Here is a 22,758-nt window from a genome sequence, read left to right as displayed (position 1 = left end):
TTTATTTATAGCCTTGTTTTTGGTGATTTCTACTGAATAAAAAACTTGCAATACAAGATCATGATTATGGTAAACCCCAGCTTTTATTTGATCCTGAGCACTTCGGTAAGTTCAATACACACATAATCGAAGAGTTGGGGCAATAAAGTAGAGTGAAAAGAAAATGCTAAGGAATAAATAATTTACTTTTAATAGCATAAATAACCAGACCTGTTCTGTTTTTAAGGTTTAGTTTTTCAAAAATAGAATCTCGGTAACCTTCAATGGTTTTAGGACTTAAGCACATATCATTTGCGATTTCTTTATATGTTTTTTCTGTACACGCATGCTTAATGAATTCTACTTCTCGATCTTTAAGTACAACAGTATTTTCTTTTTTTGGATTTAGTGAACCCAATAACAAATTAGTAACATCTTTGGTGTGGTAGAATCCTGTTTCTTGTACTTCGACAAGTGCATTTTCGAGGATGCTTTTTTCAGTGTCTTTTAAAAGGTATCCTTTAGCTCCTGCTCTCAGCATTTTAAGAATGGTTTTTTCATCTTCTTCTACAGATAGAGCTAGTACCTTAACTTGTGGGTATTGCTCTTTTAAGGCAGCTGTAGTTTCAATCCCATTCATAATGGGCATATTAATATCCATAAGAACGATATCAGGAATGTTTTTTGGATCTTTGAACCTTGTTAAAAGTTCTTTCCCATTTTTACAGATATATAAAATTTTAAATTTTGCAAATCCGTTTACTAAACCAGATAGTGCCTGAGATAGTAAGATATGATCTTCTACTATAACTACTGAGTATTTCATGACTTGTGTTGTATTGCTTTGCTCTATATTATTTTAATAATCAAATTACTGCAAACATAATAATTTGCTTGTCACCCTGGACTTGTTTCAGGATCTCAAACTACAAAATAGTATTTTGAAACACATTATGAGATGCTGAAACAAGTTCAGCATGACACCAATTTGTTGTTGTTACAAAGTTAATCAACTTCATCATCTAATGTAGCCGAACTTTCTTTTTTATAATGATAGGTCAATGTGATTGCTGTTCCTTTTCTTTTTTCAGAAGTTAAGGCAACATTAGCGTCTATTAATTTTCCTCGGTTTTGCATATTAGATAGGCCAATGCCCTGTCTGGTGGTCATATCTGTACTATCAAAACCAACGCCATCATCCTTTGCATGTATAATTATTTTTTCCTCATCATAATTCACGTTAACATCTAGGGTAGAGGCTTTAGAATGTTTTATCGTATTGGTAAAAAACTCTTGTAAGATTCTAAAAATAATAATCTCTACTTTATCATCTAAAATCTCTACTTCTTCATTGCTGGTAATAGTTGCTTTTATAAACTGGAGGCGATTAAATCGTTCTATTTCTAACGTTATGGCCTCTGTGAGGCTAAGACTTTTTAGTGCATCTGGATTAATTAATTTTGACAATGACCGTAACTCGGTGAGACTTTTGGTAATGGTCTCGGTAACTTCTTCTAATTTGCCTGGATCATCCTGAGCTATATTTACTTGTATTTTGGCCAGCGTGAGTAGCTGGCCAATATTATCATGTAACTCCCAGCTAATGTTTCGCAGGGTTTCTTCTCTGATCTCGATTTGAGTCTCTGCTATAGCGGTCTCAAATTTTTTCTCAGCCTCTTTTTGTTGTAATAGCAAGCTATTCTTCCTTTTTTGAAAAATGCTAAATAATGCAATCAATAAAATAATGATTACGACAAGAACAATACTCGCTATTAATATTGCCGTTTCTTGCTGCTCCATATAAAACCTCTAATATAACAAAGATTCATTACTATAGATAAAATACAAAGAACTAAAAATTGAACTTTGGCATTCAAAAGTTCTCCAGCATAATTACGTACAATTCTAAAAGGAATATTCCCTGAATAATAGATTAATAATCCAATACTGATCCAAAAAAGGATGTTTTTATGGACATATAATACTTTTTCTGAATTTAAGATATCTATATAATAAAAAATAATACTAATGATTACAAAACTAGCGCCAATGATATATGGCATTGTTGCATATTCGTTAATATAGTTTTCAAAAAAACTATTTATCAAAATGGATAAGTTGTATAAAATAATTAGAACTATTATCCATTTTTTATGTTTATTACTTGATAAATAATTCCTGAAAAGGAACATTAGATAATTGAAAACTATCAAATAGTATATATTATATAGCCAAGCTACTTCAATTGAATTATTATTTAAAATATAACCGATTATGTCATTAATAGCTACATACCAAAGGAAAATTAAAAAATATTTTAAAAAGGTTTTTTTATATTTATAAAAGTATATAGACCCAACTAAAGCTGTAATTAATTGAAAAAATAAAATAAATATACTTAATTCTAATAGGTAGCTCATAATAATGTTAGACGTATTATTGTGCGTTAGGTGGATGTCCTCCAATTTCATTTGCTAAAGTACTCTGATCACCGCCACCTTGACTGGTGAACGAAAAGAAACTTGCCGTATTAACCTTTGCTTTAGGAGGATTTTGACTTGGTGTTGATGTTCTTAACTCAAGTTCATCCTCCAGGAAAAGGATTTCTTGTTCTCCATCGTTGTTTCTGTCTACAAAAGTAAATCCTCTTGTTTCGTTTTCAACTAAGGTTGTCGGTGCGATAAAAAATGTATTTCTTCTTCGGTCTGGTATTGGTTTACCGTCTCTAAAGTATGTCGAATCAGGATAATTACCAATATACAAACGATATCCTGTAATATCAGTAGTATCGGGGGTAATCTGATTAACATATGCAATATATTGCTCCAGAAATTTTTTATCCAGATCAAAAGCTAAAGAAGGAACAAAATTTGGGTCAGGTTTTCTTCTTGTCGAACAAAGTGATGTTATTGTACTGTCTTGACCTTCGTAAGCTTTAATAATACAAGAACGATTTTTTCTATAACTCAGATGAAGTTCTACAGCATCTTTAATAGAAATGATCTCTTCTGGTTTTTCAACAATTGGTGGATCGGGCTTCAGTTTACATAATATGATATACATAATGATTGCCGTAATGATCGCTGTGATAATGATTACAGGAAGGTATCCGATTGAATTGGTTTTTCTGTCCATTTTTTAGTTGTTTTAAGATGTTTACGTGACTCTGGTAGTTACCAGAAATTTGATTAGGGTTGTTTTGATTATAGTTTACTTTTTTTGTTTTCGTCTTTATTCACAGTTCAACACTTTGACTGGTTTAGTATAGATAAAAGAGTTTTATTAAATTCCAATTTTTACTAAAATGATAATTTTTTGATATCTCCCGTATGCATTTAGAAGTATTATCTGCAAATAAAAATACTATTATTCTGTAGTTTTAAAAAAGTAAACACGCATTTTGTTAAAACCACATAAGCGCAAGTGGCTGGTAATAAACATGTTTAACGGGTTTTTGATATGATAAAGGGTAAGTTTGAATGCATGAAAAAAGGGGTTTTTGCCCCTTTTTAAAAAAGGGATTTGACTGTTGTGTTGCAGTTACTCTATTTGTTTAGCTAGATTAAAGAATTGTACTAGACTCCAAGTTCTAATTGGTTTTTTACCAAGTTATAATATTTTCCTCTCATTTTGGTGAGTTGTTCATGATTTCCAATTTCTGCTACTTCCCCTTTATCCAGGACGATAATTTGATCAGCATTTTTCACAGTGCTTAACCGATGTGCAATAATGACAACTGTTTTGTTTTGGAAAAAAAGATTCAAATTTTTTACGATAACACGTTCATTGTTAGTGTCTAGGGCACTGGTCGCCTCATCAAAAAACATAAGATCAGGATTTTTGTATACTGCTCTTGCGATTAAGATTCTCTGCTTTTCTCCACCACTTAATCCAACTCCATCATTACCGATTTTTGTGTTATACGTTTGTGGTAGTTGTTCTATGAATTTTTTGATATTTGCGATCTCAACAGCCTGAGCTAGTTTTTTCTTATCTATATCTTGCTGTCCTATAGCAATGTTTTTGGCAATGGTATCATTAAAAATATAACCATCTTGCATGACTACGCCGCACTTATCTCTCCAGGAATTTTGAGAAATATGATCCAAACTTTGCTCTTTTAATAATATTCTTCCGGTTTTTGGATTATAAAATTTTAATAATAATTTTATTAAGGTTGTTTTTCCACTTCCGCTTACCCCAACAATTGCAGTGGTTTTATTGGTCGGGATAGTAAGGTTTATGTTTTTGAGAACTGGCTCTTTTTTACCGGGATATGTAAAAGATAAATTTTCAATTTGTAAATCATGATTAATATCTGTAACATCTATTTTTTCTTGATTAATGTTTATTTCATCCTGTTGTTTATGAATTTCATATAATCGTTCTAAAGCTATTTTGGCATCTTGTACAGAATAACTGTTCTTTAGCATTTCTTGTAATGGGCCATTAAGTTGCCCTATTATATACATTATAGACAGCATCATCCCCAGAGTAATATCACCTTGAATCACTAATTTTGCTGATACAAATACAACGATTATATTTTTAAGTTCATTAATTAGGGAGGTGCCGATATTGATAAGTTGTTCGAGTGAAAGTCGTTTAATAGCAACTTTAAATAACTTTACTTTTATAAACTCCCATCCCCAACGTTTTACTCTTTCTGCATTATGTAGTTTAATTTCCTGCATTCCATTAATAAGTTCTATGATTTTTTCATTTTCATGACTCATTAAATAGAAATGTCTGGTATCTATGATTTTTCTTTTTTTGAAAAAAAGTAAGATCCATAAAAAATATAATATACTGCCAATAAAGAAAACACCAAATATAGTTAGACTATAATATGCCAGAATAGACCCAAAAACAACAATATTAATAATGGCAAGGAGCGCAGATAATGGTGAATTGGTTAACAAATTCTCAATTCTTTTATGATCACTTACGCGTTCTAAAATGTCTCCCGTTTGTTTGGTGTCAAAAAAGTATATAGGAAGATTCATCAATTTTATGAAAAAATCAGAAATAAGGGATATGCTAATTCTGGTACTTAGGTGCAATAAAATCCATCCCCTGATAATCTCGATACTTATTTTACCAATGAATAGAGATATTTGAGCTAATAATACAAGATATATAAAATTTATATTTTGATTTCGAATCCCAATATCGACAATACTTTGGGTTAAAAATGGTAAAATAAGACTAATTACACTTCCTGTAATAACTCCTATTACTAATTGTGCTAAAAACTTTTTGTGTACAAATAAGTATTTAAATAGATACCTGAAGTTTTGTTTGTTATCCTCAATATCTTCTTCTGTCTCATGTAGTCTTGGAGTTGGCTGAAATATAAGTGCTAATCCTTCTTTTGTTTTTTCGTTGGCATCAATACCAATCCAATGTTGGATAAATTCTTTTTTGCTATAACGAATGGTTGTAGAGGCTGGGTTTGCAACATAAATTGAATGTTTGGTCACCTTATAAACTACTACAAAATGATCTTTGTTCCAGTATGTTATGCAAGGTAAAGGTACTTCATTAAAAAAAGTCACAGCGTCTATTTTAACACCAATGGTTCTAAAACCGATTTTATCTGCTGCTTCTGCTAGCATGGGCATATTAACACCTACTCTCGTTGTGTCAGTAAACTCATGCAATTTTTTAATTGAAATATTCTTTCCATAATGTTTTGCAATCATACGTATGCACGTGGCACCGCAATCCATCATGTTTAATTGTCTGTAATGTTTGAACTTTTTTGACATGTACTAGATTAGTTCCAGGAATTAGTATATGGATCAAAACCACAAGTGTCTACTTTGTAATATTTATTATTGTCAAATTTTATGTCAGAATTGCTTAGACACATATGCCTAAACTGGCAATCTTTACATTTTTCGATTAGGTCATTATGTAGTATATATTTTTCTTGAAAAACCTCTTTGGTAACAACTTCTTCAATAGTATTTTGAGCTACATTTCCGAATATTTCCTGATGAGAAAGATAGTTCTTGATATTACCTTTGCTGTCGATACATGTTTTTCTAAATAATCCAGTATTATAATGTAAAGATTCATAATACATTTGATGACTAATAGTAAATGATTTTAAAGCATATATCTCTTTAGATTGTTTTGTTAATTTATTTGAGGTGTAAATGATTTTTTGTGTTGAATTTCTCGAAATCTTAACTTTCTTGTTTATCTTAGAAGAATAGATGATAAGATGTACACGATCAAATTGATGAATAAAATGTAACAGATCTTTTTCTAAAATGTCATCATTATAAGGAATGTAGATTTCAATTGTTCTTACAGAACTTTCATTTAATACTGCTACATGTACAGCTAGTTCTTCTAAATTGCAGCTATCGTATATCCTGATTTGGATTAGTTGACATGATAGGGTATCAAGTTGCCTAAAAACTTCTGACATATTATAATTAGAATCTTTATCGATTTCTAGTATTGATGAGATTATTTTATATGGTGAATAAAACTCGGTACTCGGTTTTCTAAAAGGAGAAGGGGTTTTGGTGAAAAAACCATATTCGTTATCTGCCAAAAAGTTAAAATATTTGTCGATACCGTCATCATACTCATTTTTATATATTCTCTTAATTTCTTTAACCTCTTTTTTCTGAAGATCGTTAGAGAGTATGTCAAATAATAAATTTGGAATTTCTAAATAAGATGCTCTATCAAGATCCATGATGATACTGGATTGATCACCTTTTATCGGTATACATGCAGGAAATAATAGAAAAAATAAATTAGTTTCTTGTGTACTCATATATCAATCTCTAGAATATTAGAGTTTTTTTTATAAAAATCCAATATAACACCTTTTGATTTGTATTTTTTCATGTAATGAAACTTTTTAATATCGTCTGTGTTTTCTTTTTCAGACACACAGATATAGTGTAAGTCAAAAGGAATAGAGGTATGTTCTGGAATATTAAAAAAGTCTTTATGTTTCTTTGATTCGTCTTTCATATCAAGGCTGCACATTAATTAAGTGTTCTGCAATTTTTTTATTGAGATAGTAATTGCATTGTAAAGATACGTCCCCATATTGCCCCACGGGATTAATTTCTAAAAAATAGTAGTGTCCATCCAACCCTTTTATAATATCAATGGCACCATAATCAAGATTTAAGGTATTCATGAGTTTGATTATACTGGTTTCTATTTTGTTATCTAATTGATAAGGTATATATCGGGTAGGGTGGTTTGCATCCCTGTTACGCATGTCTATTTTGGTTTGCTCATTAAGCTGGCTAAATATACAAGCAGAATATAATGTACCATTAAGAAATATGGTCCTGATCTCATACTCTTTATCAATACATTCCTGAAATAGAGATGGAGCAAAGGTTGCAGGAGTATTTTCTATATTGTCTATAAGAGTAGTCAGTTGATAGGCTAACAGGTGTTTGTTGTTGTCTGTAATTTTTTCTTTATGCTGTGGGATCAATCCATCTATTGATTTGGTAATGATTTTTTTGTTGCATTGCTCAAAGAATTTCTTGAGTTCTTCTTTATCATTAGTAAGTAATGTTTTGGGTATGGTTAGTCCTAGATTTTGAGCTTCTTGTAGAACAATGGGCTTGTTTAATCCTGTGGTATTAAAAGAACCTTGATGTAGTTTTTCTTTTAATTTGTATCCAAGAAAATCCCAAAAGACCTTAATTCTTTTTTGTATAGTGTATTCTAGAAAATCTTTGGGATAGGTTGCTTTATGCTCAAAATCTAATAAAAATGGACTGATATCACTACTAGGCCTTCTAAACCATATAGAATCGAAATCAATTTCTTGGTTGTCATTTTTAACAATAAATGATTCTTTTTTATCGGTACCACCAAAACTCATAGTAATCATTTTGTCATTAAAAGCAAAATGATCATCTACAGTTGAATGCCCTATGTATTTATCATACTGTTGGTTATAGTAGGATAACCAATCTATGACTCTATTTACAGAAAAGTCTAGGTGTTCAGAAAAAATGAGATGCATTGATTGAATTTGTGGTGAATGGTAAAAGCTGTTACACTAAGTTAAGTAACAGCTTTTATTTTTATACTTTTATAAATAAATCTATCCGATTGGATCAATTACATAAGGAGGAGAACCTCCTAGGTCATCACCCGCATATGCCCCTACACCACACCAATATTGTATAGATTTTCCTTCTTCATTTAGCACAACTGCTTCTTTTTGATTTTCTAGACTGCTTAGTAGCGAGTCCATCGATTTTTGTTTTTTCATAATTTGTATGATTTAAAAATTAAACAATATTAGGATTAAGGGTTTGGAAGTACTTGTGGTGGATGTCCTCCAAATTCATCACCCGCATATGCCCCTACACCACACCAGTATTGTATAGATTTTCCTTCTTCATTTAGCACAACTGCTTCTTTTTGATTTTCTAGACTGCTTAGTAGCGAGTCCATCGATTTTTGTTTTTTCATGATGTATATGATTTAAATTAATACTAATTCTCTTTAAAGAAAACTATAAAAAACAATAAATACTTGTACAATCTTGGTAATGTTAGAATAATACTTTTTGGTATTGTTTAGGAGAAAGCCCGACAAAGCGTTTAAAATGCCTGGAGAAATGAGACATGTCTACAAAATTATACTCGTAAGCGAGTTGAGAAAGGTTTGTCGATGGTTTAATTTTCTTCTTAGCTTCAAAAACTCGTTTCATTAGGATATAGTGCATAGGGGACATACCAGAGGTATTTTTAAATTGTTTTGAAAAATTATATTTGTTAATACCTGCTATTGTCGCGAGATCTGATACTTTTATAGAACTTTCTAGATTGTTGTTTATAAAATCCGAGACATTTTGCCATGGTATGGTAAATGTCGGACTAGTATTAATGGTTTTTTTATATTTAATTAGATTTTCAATAAAGTAATTTAAAACTTTTGATGTAGAGATTACATCATTAACTTTTATTTTCTTTATAATATCAATGAATGTTGAGTTTAGATCAATATCATATATTGGGTCATTTTGAAATTGTATCAAGTTATTTGAGTAAGATTCTATTGTTTTAGGGCTTATGTATATGGTATAGAAATGTGCATTCGGATGCAAAAAAGAACTCGAATGCACCTCATAAGGATTAATTATAGATAAATTATTTGGAGATGTAAATATAGTATTACTCCCTAGTTTTGTGCATTGTATCCCTTGAAGTACAAGCGTAATACAATATGACTCATGAAAATGTTTAGGAAAAGACAATGATTGTCCTTTTATTGATAATACTTCTAATTTTTCACTGCCTGTTTTTTTAACAAAGGAGGAATCTTGGTTTTTTACGTTCATACTTTGTTTATGTCGATCGCAATTGTTTTGTTACACATATTAACTTTTTTTATGATTTTCTAAATGCCATAAATAATTAAATCAACGTCCAATATTTTCTGCATAAAATAATACGATTGAATTTTAGAACTATTACAGAGATAAAGAAGTAGTAAGTAAGATTTATTAATGCCTTTAAGGATCACTTCTAATGATTTGCCTGTTTTTACAAGTCTTTTTTTATAATAATAGATTGGTGTTAAACTATTGTGAATATTTATATCTATACCATTATCCACGAAAAAAAGGTCCTTTAGTTTTCAAAGAAACCTCTGAAAAGCTTTTCGTAACACATTTTTGATTAAAAATGACTACTATAATTTTCGTGATCAAATGCCTAAAAATTTCGCTATTAAAATCATTTTAAAAATTATAATCTCATGTTTTTAAGGATGCTATAATTCCTATTTTTTGAGCTTAATTTTGAGTTAAAACTTTACTCCATCGAAAACGTTTTTGGTAAAAAAAAAGTTAAATCTCAGACTGCAAATTGTGTGTTAAGGTCTTGTTAACGTACTTCAGTTTGACTTTATAATCGAATACTAAATTTTTCGAAAACTTAAACACATTAACCAAAAACCGATTTAAAATGAAAAAGTATTTTTATTTACTACTGAGTTTAATCATTTTCTCTTGTGCAACAGAAGATGATTTTATAGAACATAAAGAGAGAACAGTATCAGGAATATCTGCAAAAGATGATATTACCCCAGTACATTTGATCAAAGCATGGACAGCTTATGGTAATTATAGAGGGTTTACTACATATTCAAAGAAATTTACAGTTAAAGTAGCCAATCTAGGTTTTGATAAAACTGTAAGTGTATTTCATAAAAAAACAGATGGGAATTGGGAAGAAATCCAGTTATCTTATGATTTCAATATTGATGATGAAAATGAGATATGGGTTGGAAATCTCAGTACTTCAACTCAAGTTTATGATGATGAATTTGTTATCAAATATGAGGTAAATGGTACTACTTATTGGGATAACAATAGAGAAAAAAATTATGCTATGTCCATTCAGGAGGGTTATTTTTTTGCTGATCCTAATCTTAATGTGAGTGTTGATAAAGACTATGTAAGTGTATCTTATAATCCATATTATGATCAAAATTCAATGTTTGTTACCGTAGACATAAGAAATCTTGCGCCAAGTAAGGAAGTAGGAGTTGTATATACTACCGACGGATGGCAGACGCAAGGTTATTTTTCACTAGGATATAGACCATTTTGGAATAATGGGCCCTTGTTTCTAGTCGAAAGTCCAAATAACTTTGGAATAGAGCGATGGACAGGAAATGTACAAATAGATAAATCAATAGATACTGTTGAGTATGCTATAGTTTACCGAGTAAATGGTCTGGAATACTGGGATAATAATTATGGGAAGAATTATACGGTAACCAAAAAGATTTATAATTGGTAAAAAGGGGATTTACTGCTAAGTCCGTTTCATAATTTAATGGTATGAAACGGACTTTACTTATAATGTAAGTTCCATTTTGATATTACTTCGTTTATAAAGCGGGTTTTTTTCTATCGGAATTTCTTTAAAACCGTATTTTATATATATGTAAATGGCATTCTCTAGTATCCTGTTTGAGTATAAAAGTAGTTTTAACCATCCCTGATCTTTTGAAAAACGAATACAAAATTGTAGTAGTTGTTGTCCTATTTTATGACCTTGAAACTTTGGGGAGACTGCCATTTTTCCTAATTCATATATGTTATCTTCTACTTTGATGAGAGAAAAAGTTCCTGCAATTTCCTCTTCAACTTTGGCAAAGAAAATATATCCGCCCTTATTGATAATGTTTTCTTCGCATCGCTCTAATAATTCAACATCAAGTTGTTCTACCACAAAATACTTTTCTAGCCATTCTACATTAAGACTAGCAAAGTCTTTTGCGTATTTTGGGTCAAATGGAATTATTGATATGTCTTTTATAATAGTCATAAAGAATTGTTTTGATACGTTTCAAGAATTCGTTTGCTTAGTGATTTTATGTGTAATTGATTTTCGAGATGGGTAAGGTGATGTAGTAAGCTTATTGCACTTCCTTCAGTAAGCCATTTGATCTGTTGATCGATCACTACCCATAGCGGAATCATTTTTTGATGCATTTCCTTTCCTTTTTTAGATAATCTAAAAAACTTTTTTCGCTTATCTGATGAGTCAATTTTATAATCAACTAATTTTTTGTCAATTAATTTCTTCAAGGCTTGTGTAATAGCAGGTTGTGTGTATTGTAGTTTTTCCTGAATATCTGTTGTAGTTGCAACTTCCTGATCAATAATCACCTTGAATATAGGGAATAGATATGGGTCAAAATCAATACCACAGGTTGTATATACAAGTTGAATCTCTTTCATCATAAATTCACTTAACCGCTTTAACCTGGATCCTAAACCTAATTCTCCAAACTGTTGCAAATGATCTTGCATAAGTATTTATATAAGTGCTTATGTAAAAGTATAAAATATTTTTTGATATTAAAAATAGAGGAGTAGGATTATCCTAATTTTGTACTAGGTGTAAAGCAATCTCTACAACTTTATGTTTTGAAAACTTCATTTGATGGTATAGTACATTCTTGAGTACCTAATTTTTGTATAGTCGTATCGTTATCGAACCCTTCTTTTCGCAATAGCCAATAGTCATTAAAAACGGACTTATAACAAATTTCTATTGTTATTTTTTGACGATTTTTGTACATCCAACTTGCTAGATTTGGATCATTAATAAACTGTACCCAATAGAAATTTTCGTTGGCTGACATTACAGAATTGTTGACACTTTTATTCGAAATGCTTTTACTAATAGAATCTGGAATTTTAGTTTTTAAAAATAAATCTTGCCAATGTGTTACATACTTACCATCATATAAAACTCTTACTCCTTCTATGATAGCAGGCCCTGTGCCTTTATTATGGATTTTGACCTGTAACGTTTCTAGTTTTTTATCTGACCAATTTAGATGAGCATTGACAGATAATCTGGGCCAGGCGTTAGCTTTGGTTTGTTCTAGAAGAATTTCTGTTTGCCTACTCATAATACTAGCTTGCCTCATATATACAAAAAGTGCAGAAAAACTTGCAATAAGAACTCCGATAGCTATTAATAGATTAGGATCAATTTTCTTTTTCATTTCAATGTGATTTTATGAATGCGTTTTAACGAATATAATGAATTGGATTACTTGTCTAATCCCTTTTTTAATACTTCTTGTATCCCCGCTAGATGGTCACTAAATTGCATCATTTGAGCTAGTACCTGAGCCATTTCATTTTTATCTCCGAAACCTTTGAGTTTGTTATTTTTAACAAAAGCCTCCTTGATGGTTTCCCAACGTGTAGTTTCTTCTTTAGAAATTGTGCTGGTCATTTCTTTATATTTTAACAAATTGGCTTCTGCAGCACTGGTTAATGTCTGAGATTCATTTTCATAATGAGATAGGAGTAGAGTCTGTAGCTCTTTTTCATTCATAATTGGGACTACCTTGGCAACAAGTTTGCTCATATCACGATATGATCCTTGTAATTTAAAAGAAGGTTCTATGCGATATGCATCTTCCATGGCAGCAGATTTAATATACGTTTCATTCACTTTTAGCACTGTATTACGTATAGTAACCACTTTTCCTAATACAGATAAGTAATCTTGTACTTCCTGTTTTGTATGATTACCTTTAAGCTCTATACCTTCCTGAGAACCTGTTTCAACAATTTCTATTAATTGATAGATATCCTCAAAATATGTACTACTTAATTGGTGTAAAACAGGGTTAGAAGTCATAGCGTTTTCTATCAAACTTAATTTGAAAAGATCTGCTGTATCTCCAATGATATCTCCTAGATTATAAATATCTGCTCGGTTAGCTAACATATCCGGAATCTGGAATTTTTCTCCACTTTCTGTATATGGATTCCCAGCCATAATGACACAAAATTTCTTACTTCTTAAATCATAAGTTTTAGGATTTCCGTTGTAGACACCTTCAATTTTTCTGGTACCATCTGCCAGAGAAATAAACTTCTGTAAAAACTCGGGATTACAATGCTGTATGTCATCTAGATATAACATTACATTATTACCCATCTCAAAAGCTAGATTGAGTTTTTTGAGTTCTTCTCTTGCAGAAGCGTTATTGGCTGCCATAGGATCTACAGAAGTTACTTCATGACCAATTGCCGGACCATTGATTTTCATAAATACTAACCCCAGTCGATTAGCCATATATTCCATTAAAGTTGTTTTACCATATCCTGGAGGTGATATTAGTAATAACATCCCCATTCGATCAGTACGCTTATTGTCTCCAACGCTTCCCAATTGTTTGGATAAGTTATCTCCAAATAGTGGTAAGTATACTTGGTCAATTAATTTATTTCTTACAAAAGAGGAAAGTACTTTTGGTTTGAATTCATTGAGCTTAAGATCGTCTTTTAGAATTTCGGTAACGGAGTGTTTTGCTTCTCTATACGCTTCAAAGGCCGGAACTTCAATAGTTGTAAATTGTTCCATTTTTGAAATAAAATCATGATAATTAAATTCGAAAATATTATCTGTAATTAAGCTATGACTACCATTTAATTCTGTAATGGTTTGTGATGGGTTCATATGAATCACTTCTGAAGTAGATTCATTTTTAAATAATAAAATACAAACGATCTCATGTTTATACTCCGTATATGTATGATGATTTGTTTTTAGATATGAGGCTACCCACTGTATGGCAAGATTGATTCTGTTGTTCCAATCCACATTGCCATTTGAGCGAGGTTTAGTATCCAGCTGAAGTGCTTTCTTTAGTTTTGTAAATCCCTTTTTCTTTTGCAATTCTGCAATAAAAGTGTCATAAAGTTCATTTGCTGTTTGACTAATACAGAACGTATGATCGTTTTGTAATTCTGTAAACAGATACTCAGCAACTTTATTAGAGATGTTATCTGAATATCCTTCTATTCCAACGAGAAAAGAAGAAAATGAATTTCTGATCTCTTTTTCTAAATGAGAAAGTACTTTATGATATTCATTGCTATCAGGAAAAATAGCCAGGACTTCACCAGAGGCTTTGATTGTCTCATTCCAATAGTTTTGTTTTTCTGTTTCTAAACTATGCCAGAAATATTGTGCAAAAGCTCGTGTATTGGGTGTAAAGCGTAATAATCCTAAATCATGATCCTTGGTCACTAGTACCTTTAGTATTTTGGCAGCATCTATATCATGAACTCCTTTTACATACCCTTCTGCATAGTTTTTACTACTTTCGGATTTTATAAGGGCTAATAGTCCTTCATCGTCCATAGATTTAAGTGCATTTAAATCTACAGTATTATGATGTTTGAATATTTTATAAGCCAGATAAGCAGCGCGGTAAACTTCTTGGTTTTCAGAAATGAGTTCCTGATCCCAGTATTTTTTTGATTTTAACAGGATTTCATTTGTAATTTCCTGGTAAAAATCGGTTCCTGTAAGATGATAATTCAAACTACCATCTCTATATACAATAGTTAGATCAAGAGGTTGTTTGTTTACTCCAAATTTATGTTTTCCAAGTTTGATGATATTCTCACCATCTTCATATAGATCTTGCTTATCCTTAAGTTTACGCGTAGCATCTTCTTTGGCTACTTTTATAGCAGTCTCAATAGCTTCTGCTTTACCTACATCATCTAGTTTTTGTAATTGATTAACAATATCTCTCAATTTATTGATCATAAGATCTGATGCAAAATACCCATTGATGTCTACAACAGAACCAAAGCTTAATGCTTTTTTATTTACACCTTTCAGAATTCGATTGGCAGCATTTTCTAAAGCAACTGCTTTCTTGTTTCGAGCTTCGATCAGACCATTTTTACGAGCTTCGAAGGCATTATATACCTCTTCTCTTTTCTCAATAATCTGGGTGATGAATTCTTCAAAATCGGCAAATCGTCCTTCGAGATCTTCTAATTGAACCGATACTTTATTGAGCAGTTCATCTGTTTTTTCTGGAGTATTGGCAATATCCAAATAGTTGATAATACTTTGATCTACCAATTTGAGTTGTGCAGCGAATTCTGCAGTAGCTTCTTTGCTACCCAAAGATTTGATTTTGTTTTTGATTCCTGCTTTAAGCTGATTTATTGTAGCAAAAATCAAAGAGATGTTATCAATAATTTTAGTAGAATGGGAGGTGTCTTCAATCTGTAAATTAGAAACAATATCAATTAACATTTCGAGGTCGATAGCGATCTGATTTACCTCTTCTTCTAATTTTTTGGCATCAATTACTTTTTTAATCTTTTCTAATAACTCCTGTTTTTCTTTTACACGAGCATGATAGGGTAGTAGTGCTTTATCGTCTAGTAAAAACTGAACGCATCGTTGTGAAATTTTTTCAGTTTGTTCTGCAATTTCAGCTTCTAATTTCTCGATAAATACTTTATCTACATACCGAATGTCATTCAAGCCTATTACTTCGCCACGTAAGGTACGTAGTTGTGATAATACCAGGACAAAGTCATCAATGGATTTAAAAGAACTGCTTTTGATTTTGCCAAAAATACCTTCGGCTTTATCTTTAGTTTCTTTGGTGATATTTGTTGCAGTTCTTCTAAGCTGAACTACTTTTTCGAATTCATCAATTGCAGCATTGGCAGCGCCATTAATTTCTTCGAGAGGAATATCTAACCTAAACGTGTCATCCTCACGAATCCAATAGTAGCTGTCGACAATATCATTTGAAAATTTGGAAATATCATCATACAAACCATCATAATTATCTTCTTTGTTAAGAAGAGTAATTAGGGCATTGCTCTCTGCCATTGCTTTAACAATGTCTTTGTTTCCAATCTTATAAAGTAATGTGTCAGTGTGTTCTGATGGTATCGTGTTACCTTTTATAAAAGGCGTTTGCCATATCTGAATAACATGATGTTTGGTTTGTTCATCTTCTGTTTTGAAATAGCATAATTCTCCTTGTTCTAGTATTGTAAAACCATTACATATAATGGGGGTTGTTACTTCTTGTTCGATTACATTGTATGACATAAGAGTGTATAACCCTTTTTCACTTTCGTAAAAAACATAAAGAAAATCTTCACCATTAGGAGAACTAATTTTTTCCTGAAATTTTACATCATTTACTTCATTAGTAAATAATTTAAATTCACCTGATTGTAGGTAATATCCATTAGGATAAATAATCCCTTGATCATCAGGAAGCAATACACAGGCATCTTTGATACAACTTATTTTTTTGACTTCCTGCATTTTGTGATTATATACAAAATAGCGAGGTGCTTCCTGAAAAGGTTTAATTTCTAAAGCGATTAAGTTTCCGATATCTGCAAATCGATACTGACCATCATCTAGTGTTTGGTCTATATGCTCTACAGCTTCATCCAAAATTCCTTTTCCATCATCAGTATTGTCTTCTATTTTAATGGTTAAATCTCCTCCTACAGTTTCGACGAATACTTTATCAAGAATGGAGATATGTGGATGTGTACCATAACGATGCATGTCACGAGTAACTTCGGTCCAATTAAATTCATGTTGTCTTGGGAATTTAAACTCATGTTCGCTACGGTTATCAATATAGGTAAGTTTACCTTCATTGATTAACCATTTAAAGGTTTTAATATCAGAAACGCTTTCACTAAGTTGAAATACCATATGCAAGTAATTTCCAACAATAGCAAATTTTGAAAATATGGTATTACGATAGTATTTATAGAGATTAGTAAAATCATCTATAAATATCGAATCGTTTATGAGATCTAATGGTTTAATAGTAAAATGATCATTTGTATACGTGTATATACTAAATACATCTGCTAACGTAATCTCTGTACGAAGTCCAAAATGTACATTGTACCCAAAAAGGCAATATTCACCAATGGTTACAATGTCTCGGGCAATACAATTATGTTCTGTATTGATTCGATTATTGGCAATAAGCTTTGTTTCTACATTACCAAAAACTTCTTTACGGGCTTCATTAAGCTGTGTTAGACGATTTTGGAGTTCACCCTTTTGTTTTTGTAAACGATTTTGGATAATCTCGTAGGTTCCCCCGTCTAGTTGTATGTTGTTTGCGTTTTCTTCTTGCATAGTTGTACTAAAATTCTTCTTTTAGTTTGATAATTGCGCAATTTTCTCAATCCTTGAATTACTAGGGTTTTTAGTATCGTATTTGATACTAATCGAATCCCCGACTACGGTATTGGTCTCAAAATATTGATCATGTTCGTGTCTAAGAATCTCCTGAGTTTTTACAATTTCTTTGGTATGAACGATGTACTTATACGTAATATGAATGTTATCTACAGGAGTGCCTATCTCATTCTCGTATTTATTTGATGTTATCTTCTCGATCACTGCCGTTGCGATTACGCCATTAGCATTTAACTTCTTTTTTTTGAAATGCGTATTTAATGCGAGTGCACTGATGCTTATTAATAATACGGTGAGTAATCCTATAAATTTTTTATTCATTTTTCTAAGATTAATATGTTAATATGGATTCCATCCAATTCCAGGGTCATTTTCAAAATATAAGAAGACTAATTGTATGAAAAAGAAAAAAGCAATGAGTCCAATTATTGCAATAATAAAATTTTTTATAAATGTAACTTGCTGTTGTTTTTTCATTTTCTTCCTTATTTCAGATAAAGTTTTTTCTGAAACGGGTTCTACTTTGATGCCTTGACTTTCCTTGTCACTTTCAGTCCATCCATCATAAGCTTCTCTTTTCTTTCTACGATTGTTGTTTTTGATTGCAGTAATCATTCCTTGAGCTGATCCAAATCCTCCCATAAGATTACATTCTATAAGTTAACCTAAAAAACAACCAAGCTGTTATCGCTATACTTATCGAAATGATGATTACACCTTTTATGGTATTCACTCGATTCTGTTTCCTCATCTTTTTACGAATCTTTGCTAAAGTTTCTTGAGAAACAGGTTCTGTCTTAATTCCTTGGCTTTCTTTGTCAGAACTCGTCCATCCATCAAAAGCTTCACGTTTTTTCCTTCTACTATTATTTTTTAGCGATGTAATCATCGCAGCTGTTGATCCTCCAAACCCCATATTAAACCGTATTAAAAGTTAAACAAATCCCATCCCAGGTCTCCCCAGGATGGGAAGACTTTTATGGGTTTAAAAATGTAGTTATGATATTCATTCTATTGTTTCTGAATTCCTCTTTCTTGATTAAAAAGAAGGAGGAGTATTATTCAGTTTTTATTTCAATTTTTTGTCTGATAACCCTAATCCTTTAGCAAGGTTAAATAGATTTGTGAATAAATCATTTTCTGATGGATCTGTAGTTTTTTGTTTCAAATCCATTAATATATTGGCGATCGTTAGATTTTTAATATCTTCAGAAGAGATTCCATATTGAGTGGCAAAATCTTTTATTTTTTCTAAAAGATTACCTTTTACATCTTCGCTTCCTAAGATTGCATCCTTTACATCCTGAATGTTGTCAGAATGCTGAACCAATCTATCAATTCCTTTAGCTTTTGTGATCTGACCTACTATCTGATCAAAGAACATAGTTTCACCACCAACGATATCAATATTAGCTGCTTTAAGCGCTTCTCCTATTACTTCTGCTTGTGCATCGGCAATTTCTTTCTGGATATTGATATGAGCTAAGTCAACTTGTAATTCTTTATCCAGACGCAGCTTGAATTCCTCATGTTCTTTACCAACACCATCAAGTTTCTTCATTGCTTCTGCTTTCTCTTCAATTCCTGCTGCATCTGCAAGTGCTTTTTGTTTGATTACATCTGCTTCTGCTAGCCCTTCTTCTTTTATCGCTTCAGCTTTTGCTAAGATACCTGCTGCTTCAGCTTTTGCTTTCTTCTCGATAATAGTAGCTTCAACAAGACCTTCACGTTCATGCGCATCTGCTTTAGCATGCATTACTTGTGCTTCAGACATACCTAATGTAGCTTCTTCTTTTGCTTGTGCTTCAGCTAATGTTTTACGAGCTTCTGCTTCTTTTTCACTAGCTTCTTTCTGTGCTTGAGCTTCGATATTAATTTCTTCTGCTTTTTGCTTAGCGGCTTCTTTTTGTGCTTCTGCAGCTTTGATTGTTCTAATCAATGCTTCTTCTGCATTTGCTTCTGCAATGGTAATTTTTACTTGTTTCTCACGATCAGCAGTTTTGAAAGCCTCAATATCTTTCATGTTCTCTTGCTCTTCAACCACACCTTTTTCTAGGGTTACTCTATCGCGAATCACATCCTGGATGTTCTTTTTCTCAACTTCTACTACTTTTTCTTTTTCGATCTGAGCTAAGGTTACAATACGTTCGCGTTCTGTAGCCTCTAGCATTCTGTCTTTTTCTACTCTTTCTGTTTCTACAGCGTCTGTACGTTCTTTATTCTTAGAAGCAACGATGATTTGTCGCTGCATATTTTCTTCTGCAACTTTTACTTTTTCTTCAGTTGCGATACGAGCAGTTTCAGATTTGAGACGTTCCTCTTCTGATACCTTAAGGGTTTCTGCCTCTTCACGAGATTTGATATTGGCAATTTCGCGTTTTTGTTGCTCCTCTTTTTCAGCAAGTTGCTTATCTAATTCTAAAATAGCTTCACGTGCTTCAACATCTTGTTTGCGAATTACTTTTTCTTCATCTCGTTTGATGAGGTTAGATTTCATATTTTGAGCGGCAGTTAATTCGGTAATCTTTTTGATTCCTTCTGCATCTAATATATTATCTGATTTTAAGAATGTTACAGGTGTTTGTTCTAGGTAGTCAATTGCACAATCTTCTAATGTATATCCATTAAGATCAGTACCGATAATATCTACAATTTCATCTCTAAATTCTCTTCTGGCTTCATAAAGCTCAGTAAATTCGAATTTTTTCCCAACAGTTTTTAACGCTTCAGAGAATTTGGCTTCAAAAAGATCTTCTAAAGTTGAGATATCTGAAGCACGCTCACAACCAATAGTTTGTGCAACTTTTTTGATGAAGTCAACTTCGCTATTTACTCTTACAAAGAAAGCTACTTTGATATCAGCTCTCATGTTGTCTTTACATACAAGCCCGTCATTTCCTAATCTTTCGATTTGAATTTTCTTTACAGAAATATCCATGATTTCAACTTTATGAAATACAGGAACAACATAAAGCCCTTTATCTGTAGCAACTTTAGTCCCCTTAAACCCAGTTCTTACAAGAGCCTGTCCTTGAGGGATTTTTTTATAGAACATTGCGATGATCGCAAAGTATACAATAATCAAGAATAGTATTAAGCCTATTCCAATTCCAATAAATGGTAATATAGTATTCATAGTTTTAAGTTAATTAATCGTTATATGATTGTACGAAATAGTAATTTTTATCTTCTGATTGTTTTATGATCAGAATTTTTTGATGATAATTTATTTGTTCTCCATTCAATGATTTAACATAGATTGAAAGTGGGTTTGATTCTGCGATAACTTCTGCAGAACCAAGTTTGTTCCCAGAAATGGTTGATTGTAAAGTTCCTTTTCGTCCGATTAAATCAATTGGCGCATCACCATCTTTATTTAAATTTTTAAAGAACCCTTTAAAAGGAGTTGTAAATATCTTTGTTAGTAGTAAAGAAGGTAAAATTGCAGCCAAGAAAATGATATAACCAAGACTGTTATTATAAGTTGAAGTTAGACTTGTAGTTATTACAGTACACAACCACCATATAAAAATCCAGCATGTAAAGGTGAACATAAAAGGAAGTCCCACAAAGTTGAAATAGATCAGTACAATTTGCCACCATTTCAGTGGTTTTCGTTTTTTCCCTACCACATCTTCTTTATTGACTTCAGTATTAGCAATATCTTGAAAATCAAGATTCCCGCCTTCTATACCTGCATCTGTGTCTACGTCAAGATCGGTATCCATGTCAATATCTATATCTACATCCACGTCAACATCAAAGTCAACTCCCGAAATCATAGTGAATAACCAATATAAGATCAATAAGATCATAAGGATGGTTAATACCATGTTTACTGATGAAAATGCTATGTCTATAAGTTCTTTCAAAGGTTACTATTTAAGTTATGTTTGTTATTAAAATAATGTTTAACTCTATTTTCTAATCTCCTCCGCATGAAGAACAACTCGAACAAGAAGAACAAGAAGAACAAGAACTACAACCAGAGGAACTATCATCAGAATCAAAAAAACTCCAGTTATCTGAATCAAACCAGCCAGAAGATTCTTCAACAGGCTCTTCGTTTACTATTATTGGGTCTTCTTCAAGCGTTTGATTTACTGATTCTTGATCATTTAAATCACTATTGAAAATAGAATCCTGAGCATTGATTTCCTCTGCATATCCTAGAAACTCTCCGTTTTCATTTTCAAAATGAGAATGAGTAATTGTACTTCCGCAGTGATGCATTACATCAGACCAAATCAAGTTGTAGTATAGATAATCATTAAAACCATAATACCCTCCATAAACACCCCCTCTTTCTGGATTTTTTGGCAAAGGACCTTCTTTGTTAATTGTCTTTGAAGGAAGAACGTATTTTGTTTTTGTGAAAATTTTAATATCATCTGTTTCTATCTGCCGCTTAAGTTCGAATTTTATTTCATCAAGAAAACGTTCAAATTCTTCACTTTTTTGTTTTTTAAATAGATCAAATACTTCTTGATATTCTACTACTTTTTGGATTTCGTCTTTAGGATTGTTTTTTGCAAACCTATTAAGAAGTCCTGAAACTTTAATTTCAATTGGATATACTCCAATTTTATGATCTCTATTAATGTTGATTTCAAAAAGATATTTAAAGGTTTCATCTTTATGTTCTAAAACCAAAGTAAGCTTAGAAAAATGAGTTGACATCGCTTCATTGACCTCTATTTCATATTTATCTAAAGCCAGTTTTAAATCATTTTCTTTCCCTTCTTTATCATGATAAAAATCAATCTCATCGTGAGAAATTTTAATAACATTAGTTACTCCGATATTTCTAAAGCAAGCATTAATTTGTTGAAGAATAGCTACTGCGGTAAATGTTTCACGTTCTTCTTTGTCAGATACAGAGCCTAATGTTATGCTATGTAAAAATTTTCTAAAAGCTTTAGTTGGCTTAACATAATTTATTTTGGTAATTTGAGACGGATCGATGGTTATAATTCCTTCAAAATACATTGTTATTTAGTTTTTAGTTATGACAAGAACCGCAGTTTAACGATTCCCATTCTTCTTTTGCTACATCTCCCCAGATTTTGAGATTAGGTTGATTATATTGATTTATATATAACCCGTTGTGCATTTAGTTAATATTAATTTTTAGGTTGTTTATATTTCTGTTGAATTCAAACCTATTGATATATTGAATAATGGTCATTGCTGTGATCTTTGATAAGATTCTATTTTTAAA

Annotated in this window: 22 protein-coding genes and 1 pseudogene; 1 reads left to right on the top strand and 22 read right to left on the bottom strand. The window is 31.6% G+C overall.

Annotated elements, in window-relative coordinates; all coding sequences use genetic code 11:
- Window positions 1-166 precede the first annotated feature (166 nt).
- The 11 genes from FOF46_RS06925 to FOF46_RS06885 all read right to left on the bottom strand — a co-directional run bounded on the left by FOF46_RS06925 (window position 167) and on the right by FOF46_RS06885 (window position 9,328).
- On the bottom strand, window positions 167-805 hold the full coding sequence (locus FOF46_RS06925) for a response regulator transcription factor (RefSeq protein WP_109435696.1): 639 nt from the start codon (window positions 803-805) through the stop codon (window positions 167-169).
- A gap of 179 nt (window positions 806-984) precedes the next feature.
- The gene (locus FOF46_RS06920) at window positions 985-1,779 is read right to left on the bottom strand and encodes a sensor histidine kinase (RefSeq protein WP_143915949.1); all 795 of its coding nucleotides are present in this window, start codon (window positions 1,777-1,779) and stop codon (window positions 985-987) included.
- Window positions 1,752-2,087, bottom strand: a complete 336-nt coding sequence (locus tag FOF46_RS06915) for a hypothetical protein (protein ID WP_143915948.1) — start codon at window positions 2,085-2,087, stop codon at window positions 1,752-1,754. The genes FOF46_RS06920 and FOF46_RS06915 overlap by 28 nt, the downstream gene beginning before the upstream one ends.
- A gap of 328 nt (window positions 2,088-2,415) precedes the next feature.
- A complete protein-coding gene (locus FOF46_RS06910; protein WP_143915947.1) occupies window positions 2,416-3,114 on the bottom strand; it encodes a hypothetical protein in 699 nt (232 codons plus the stop codon).
- Window positions 3,115-3,554: 440 nt separating this feature from the next.
- Window positions 3,555-5,750: a peptidase domain-containing ABC transporter gene (locus FOF46_RS06905; protein ID WP_143915946.1), complete on the bottom strand. Its 2,196-nt coding sequence runs from the start codon at window positions 5,748-5,750 to the stop codon at window positions 3,555-3,557.
- 8 nt (window positions 5,751-5,758) lie between these two features.
- A complete protein-coding gene (gene gwsS / locus FOF46_RS06900) occupies window positions 5,759-6,778 on the bottom strand; it encodes a grasp-with-spasm system SPASM domain peptide maturase (protein WP_143915945.1) in 1,020 nt (339 codons plus the stop codon).
- Window positions 6,775-6,981, bottom strand: a complete 207-nt coding sequence (locus FOF46_RS06895; protein ID WP_143915944.1) for a hypothetical protein — start codon at window positions 6,979-6,981, stop codon at window positions 6,775-6,777. Before FOF46_RS06895 ends, gwsS begins: the two co-directional genes overlap by 4 nt.
- A gap of 1 nt (window position 6,982) precedes the next feature.
- On the bottom strand, window positions 6,983-8,002 hold the full coding sequence (gene gwsG / locus FOF46_RS06890; RefSeq protein ID WP_143915943.1) for a grasp-with-spasm system ATP-grasp peptide maturase: 1,020 nt from the start codon (window positions 8,000-8,002) through the stop codon (window positions 6,983-6,985).
- Between the two features lie 81 nt (window positions 8,003-8,083).
- On the bottom strand, window positions 8,084-8,254 hold the full coding sequence (locus FOF46_RS31415) for a hypothetical protein (protein ID WP_167571763.1): 171 nt from the start codon (window positions 8,252-8,254) through the stop codon (window positions 8,084-8,086).
- Between the two features lie 35 nt (window positions 8,255-8,289).
- Window positions 8,290-8,457: a hypothetical protein gene (locus tag FOF46_RS31410; protein WP_167571762.1), complete on the bottom strand. Its 168-nt coding sequence runs from the start codon at window positions 8,455-8,457 to the stop codon at window positions 8,290-8,292.
- Between the two features lie 82 nt (window positions 8,458-8,539).
- Window positions 8,540-9,328, bottom strand: coding sequence for an AraC family transcriptional regulator (locus FOF46_RS06885; RefSeq protein ID WP_143915942.1), 789 nt, complete (start codon window positions 9,326-9,328; stop codon window positions 8,540-8,542).
- A gap of 628 nt (window positions 9,329-9,956) precedes the next feature.
- Between FOF46_RS06885 and FOF46_RS06880 the strand changes: the two genes are divergently transcribed.
- Window positions 9,957-10,796, top strand: coding sequence for a carbohydrate-binding protein (locus tag FOF46_RS06880; protein WP_143915941.1), 840 nt, complete (start codon window positions 9,957-9,959; stop codon window positions 10,794-10,796).
- A 57-nt stretch (window positions 10,797-10,853) separates the two neighbouring features.
- Here FOF46_RS06880 and FOF46_RS06875 read toward each other — a convergent pair whose 3' ends face one another.
- The 11 genes and pseudogenes from FOF46_RS06875 to FOF46_RS32505 all read right to left on the bottom strand — a co-directional run.
- The gene (locus tag FOF46_RS06875; RefSeq protein ID WP_109435691.1) at window positions 10,854-11,327 is read right to left on the bottom strand and encodes a GNAT family N-acetyltransferase; all 474 of its coding nucleotides are present in this window, start codon (window positions 11,325-11,327) and stop codon (window positions 10,854-10,856) included.
- Window positions 11,324-11,815 carry a MarR family winged helix-turn-helix transcriptional regulator gene (locus FOF46_RS06870; RefSeq protein WP_143915940.1) on the bottom strand — a complete coding sequence of 164 codons (492 nt, stop codon included), beginning with the start codon at window positions 11,813-11,815 and terminating at the stop codon, window positions 11,324-11,326. Before FOF46_RS06870 ends, FOF46_RS06875 begins: the two co-directional genes overlap by 4 nt.
- Window positions 11,816-11,925: 110 nt before the next feature.
- On the bottom strand, window positions 11,926-12,519 hold the full coding sequence (locus FOF46_RS06865; RefSeq protein WP_143915939.1) for a hypothetical protein: 594 nt from the start codon (window positions 12,517-12,519) through the stop codon (window positions 11,926-11,928).
- A gap of 47 nt (window positions 12,520-12,566) precedes the next feature.
- Window positions 12,567-17,474 carry a DNA repair ATPase gene (locus tag FOF46_RS06860; RefSeq protein ID WP_143915938.1) on the bottom strand — a complete coding sequence of 1,636 codons (4,908 nt, stop codon included), beginning with the start codon at window positions 17,472-17,474 and terminating at the stop codon, window positions 12,567-12,569.
- Between the two features lie 21 nt (window positions 17,475-17,495).
- Window positions 17,496-17,858: a hypothetical protein gene (locus FOF46_RS06855; protein ID WP_109435687.1), complete on the bottom strand. Its 363-nt coding sequence runs from the start codon at window positions 17,856-17,858 to the stop codon at window positions 17,496-17,498.
- Window positions 17,859-17,876: 18 nt separating this feature from the next.
- Entirely contained in the window at window positions 17,877-18,179 is a 303-nt protein-coding gene (locus FOF46_RS06850) for a hypothetical protein (protein ID WP_143915937.1), read from the bottom strand.
- A 4-nt stretch (window positions 18,180-18,183) separates the two neighbouring features.
- On the bottom strand, window positions 18,184-18,453 hold the full coding sequence (locus FOF46_RS06845; RefSeq protein WP_109435685.1) for a hypothetical protein: 270 nt from the start codon (window positions 18,451-18,453) through the stop codon (window positions 18,184-18,186).
- Window positions 18,454-18,606: 153 nt separating this feature from the next.
- Window positions 18,607-20,673, bottom strand: a complete 2,067-nt coding sequence (locus FOF46_RS06840; protein ID WP_143915936.1) for a flotillin family protein — start codon at window positions 20,671-20,673, stop codon at window positions 18,607-18,609.
- Between the two features lie 13 nt (window positions 20,674-20,686).
- Window positions 20,687-21,352 carry a hypothetical protein gene (locus FOF46_RS06835; protein ID WP_208746760.1) on the bottom strand — a complete coding sequence of 222 codons (666 nt, stop codon included), beginning with the start codon at window positions 21,350-21,352 and terminating at the stop codon, window positions 20,687-20,689.
- 109 nt (window positions 21,353-21,461) lie between these two features.
- Window positions 21,462-22,526 carry a hypothetical protein gene (locus FOF46_RS06830; protein WP_143915934.1) on the bottom strand — a complete coding sequence of 355 codons (1,065 nt, stop codon included), beginning with the start codon at window positions 22,524-22,526 and terminating at the stop codon, window positions 21,462-21,464.
- Between the two features lie 124 nt (window positions 22,527-22,650).
- A pseudogene (locus tag FOF46_RS32505) lies at window positions 22,651-22,758 on the bottom strand (IS982 family transposase); the annotation flags it as partial.

The sequence above is a fragment of the Aquimarina algiphila genome (assembly GCF_007489275.1).
GTDB lineage: Bacteria > Bacteroidota > Bacteroidia > Flavobacteriales > Flavobacteriaceae > Aquimarina > Aquimarina algiphila.
Note: the sequence above shows the minus strand (reverse complement) of the source record. Positions and strands in the feature narration are given on the sequence as shown.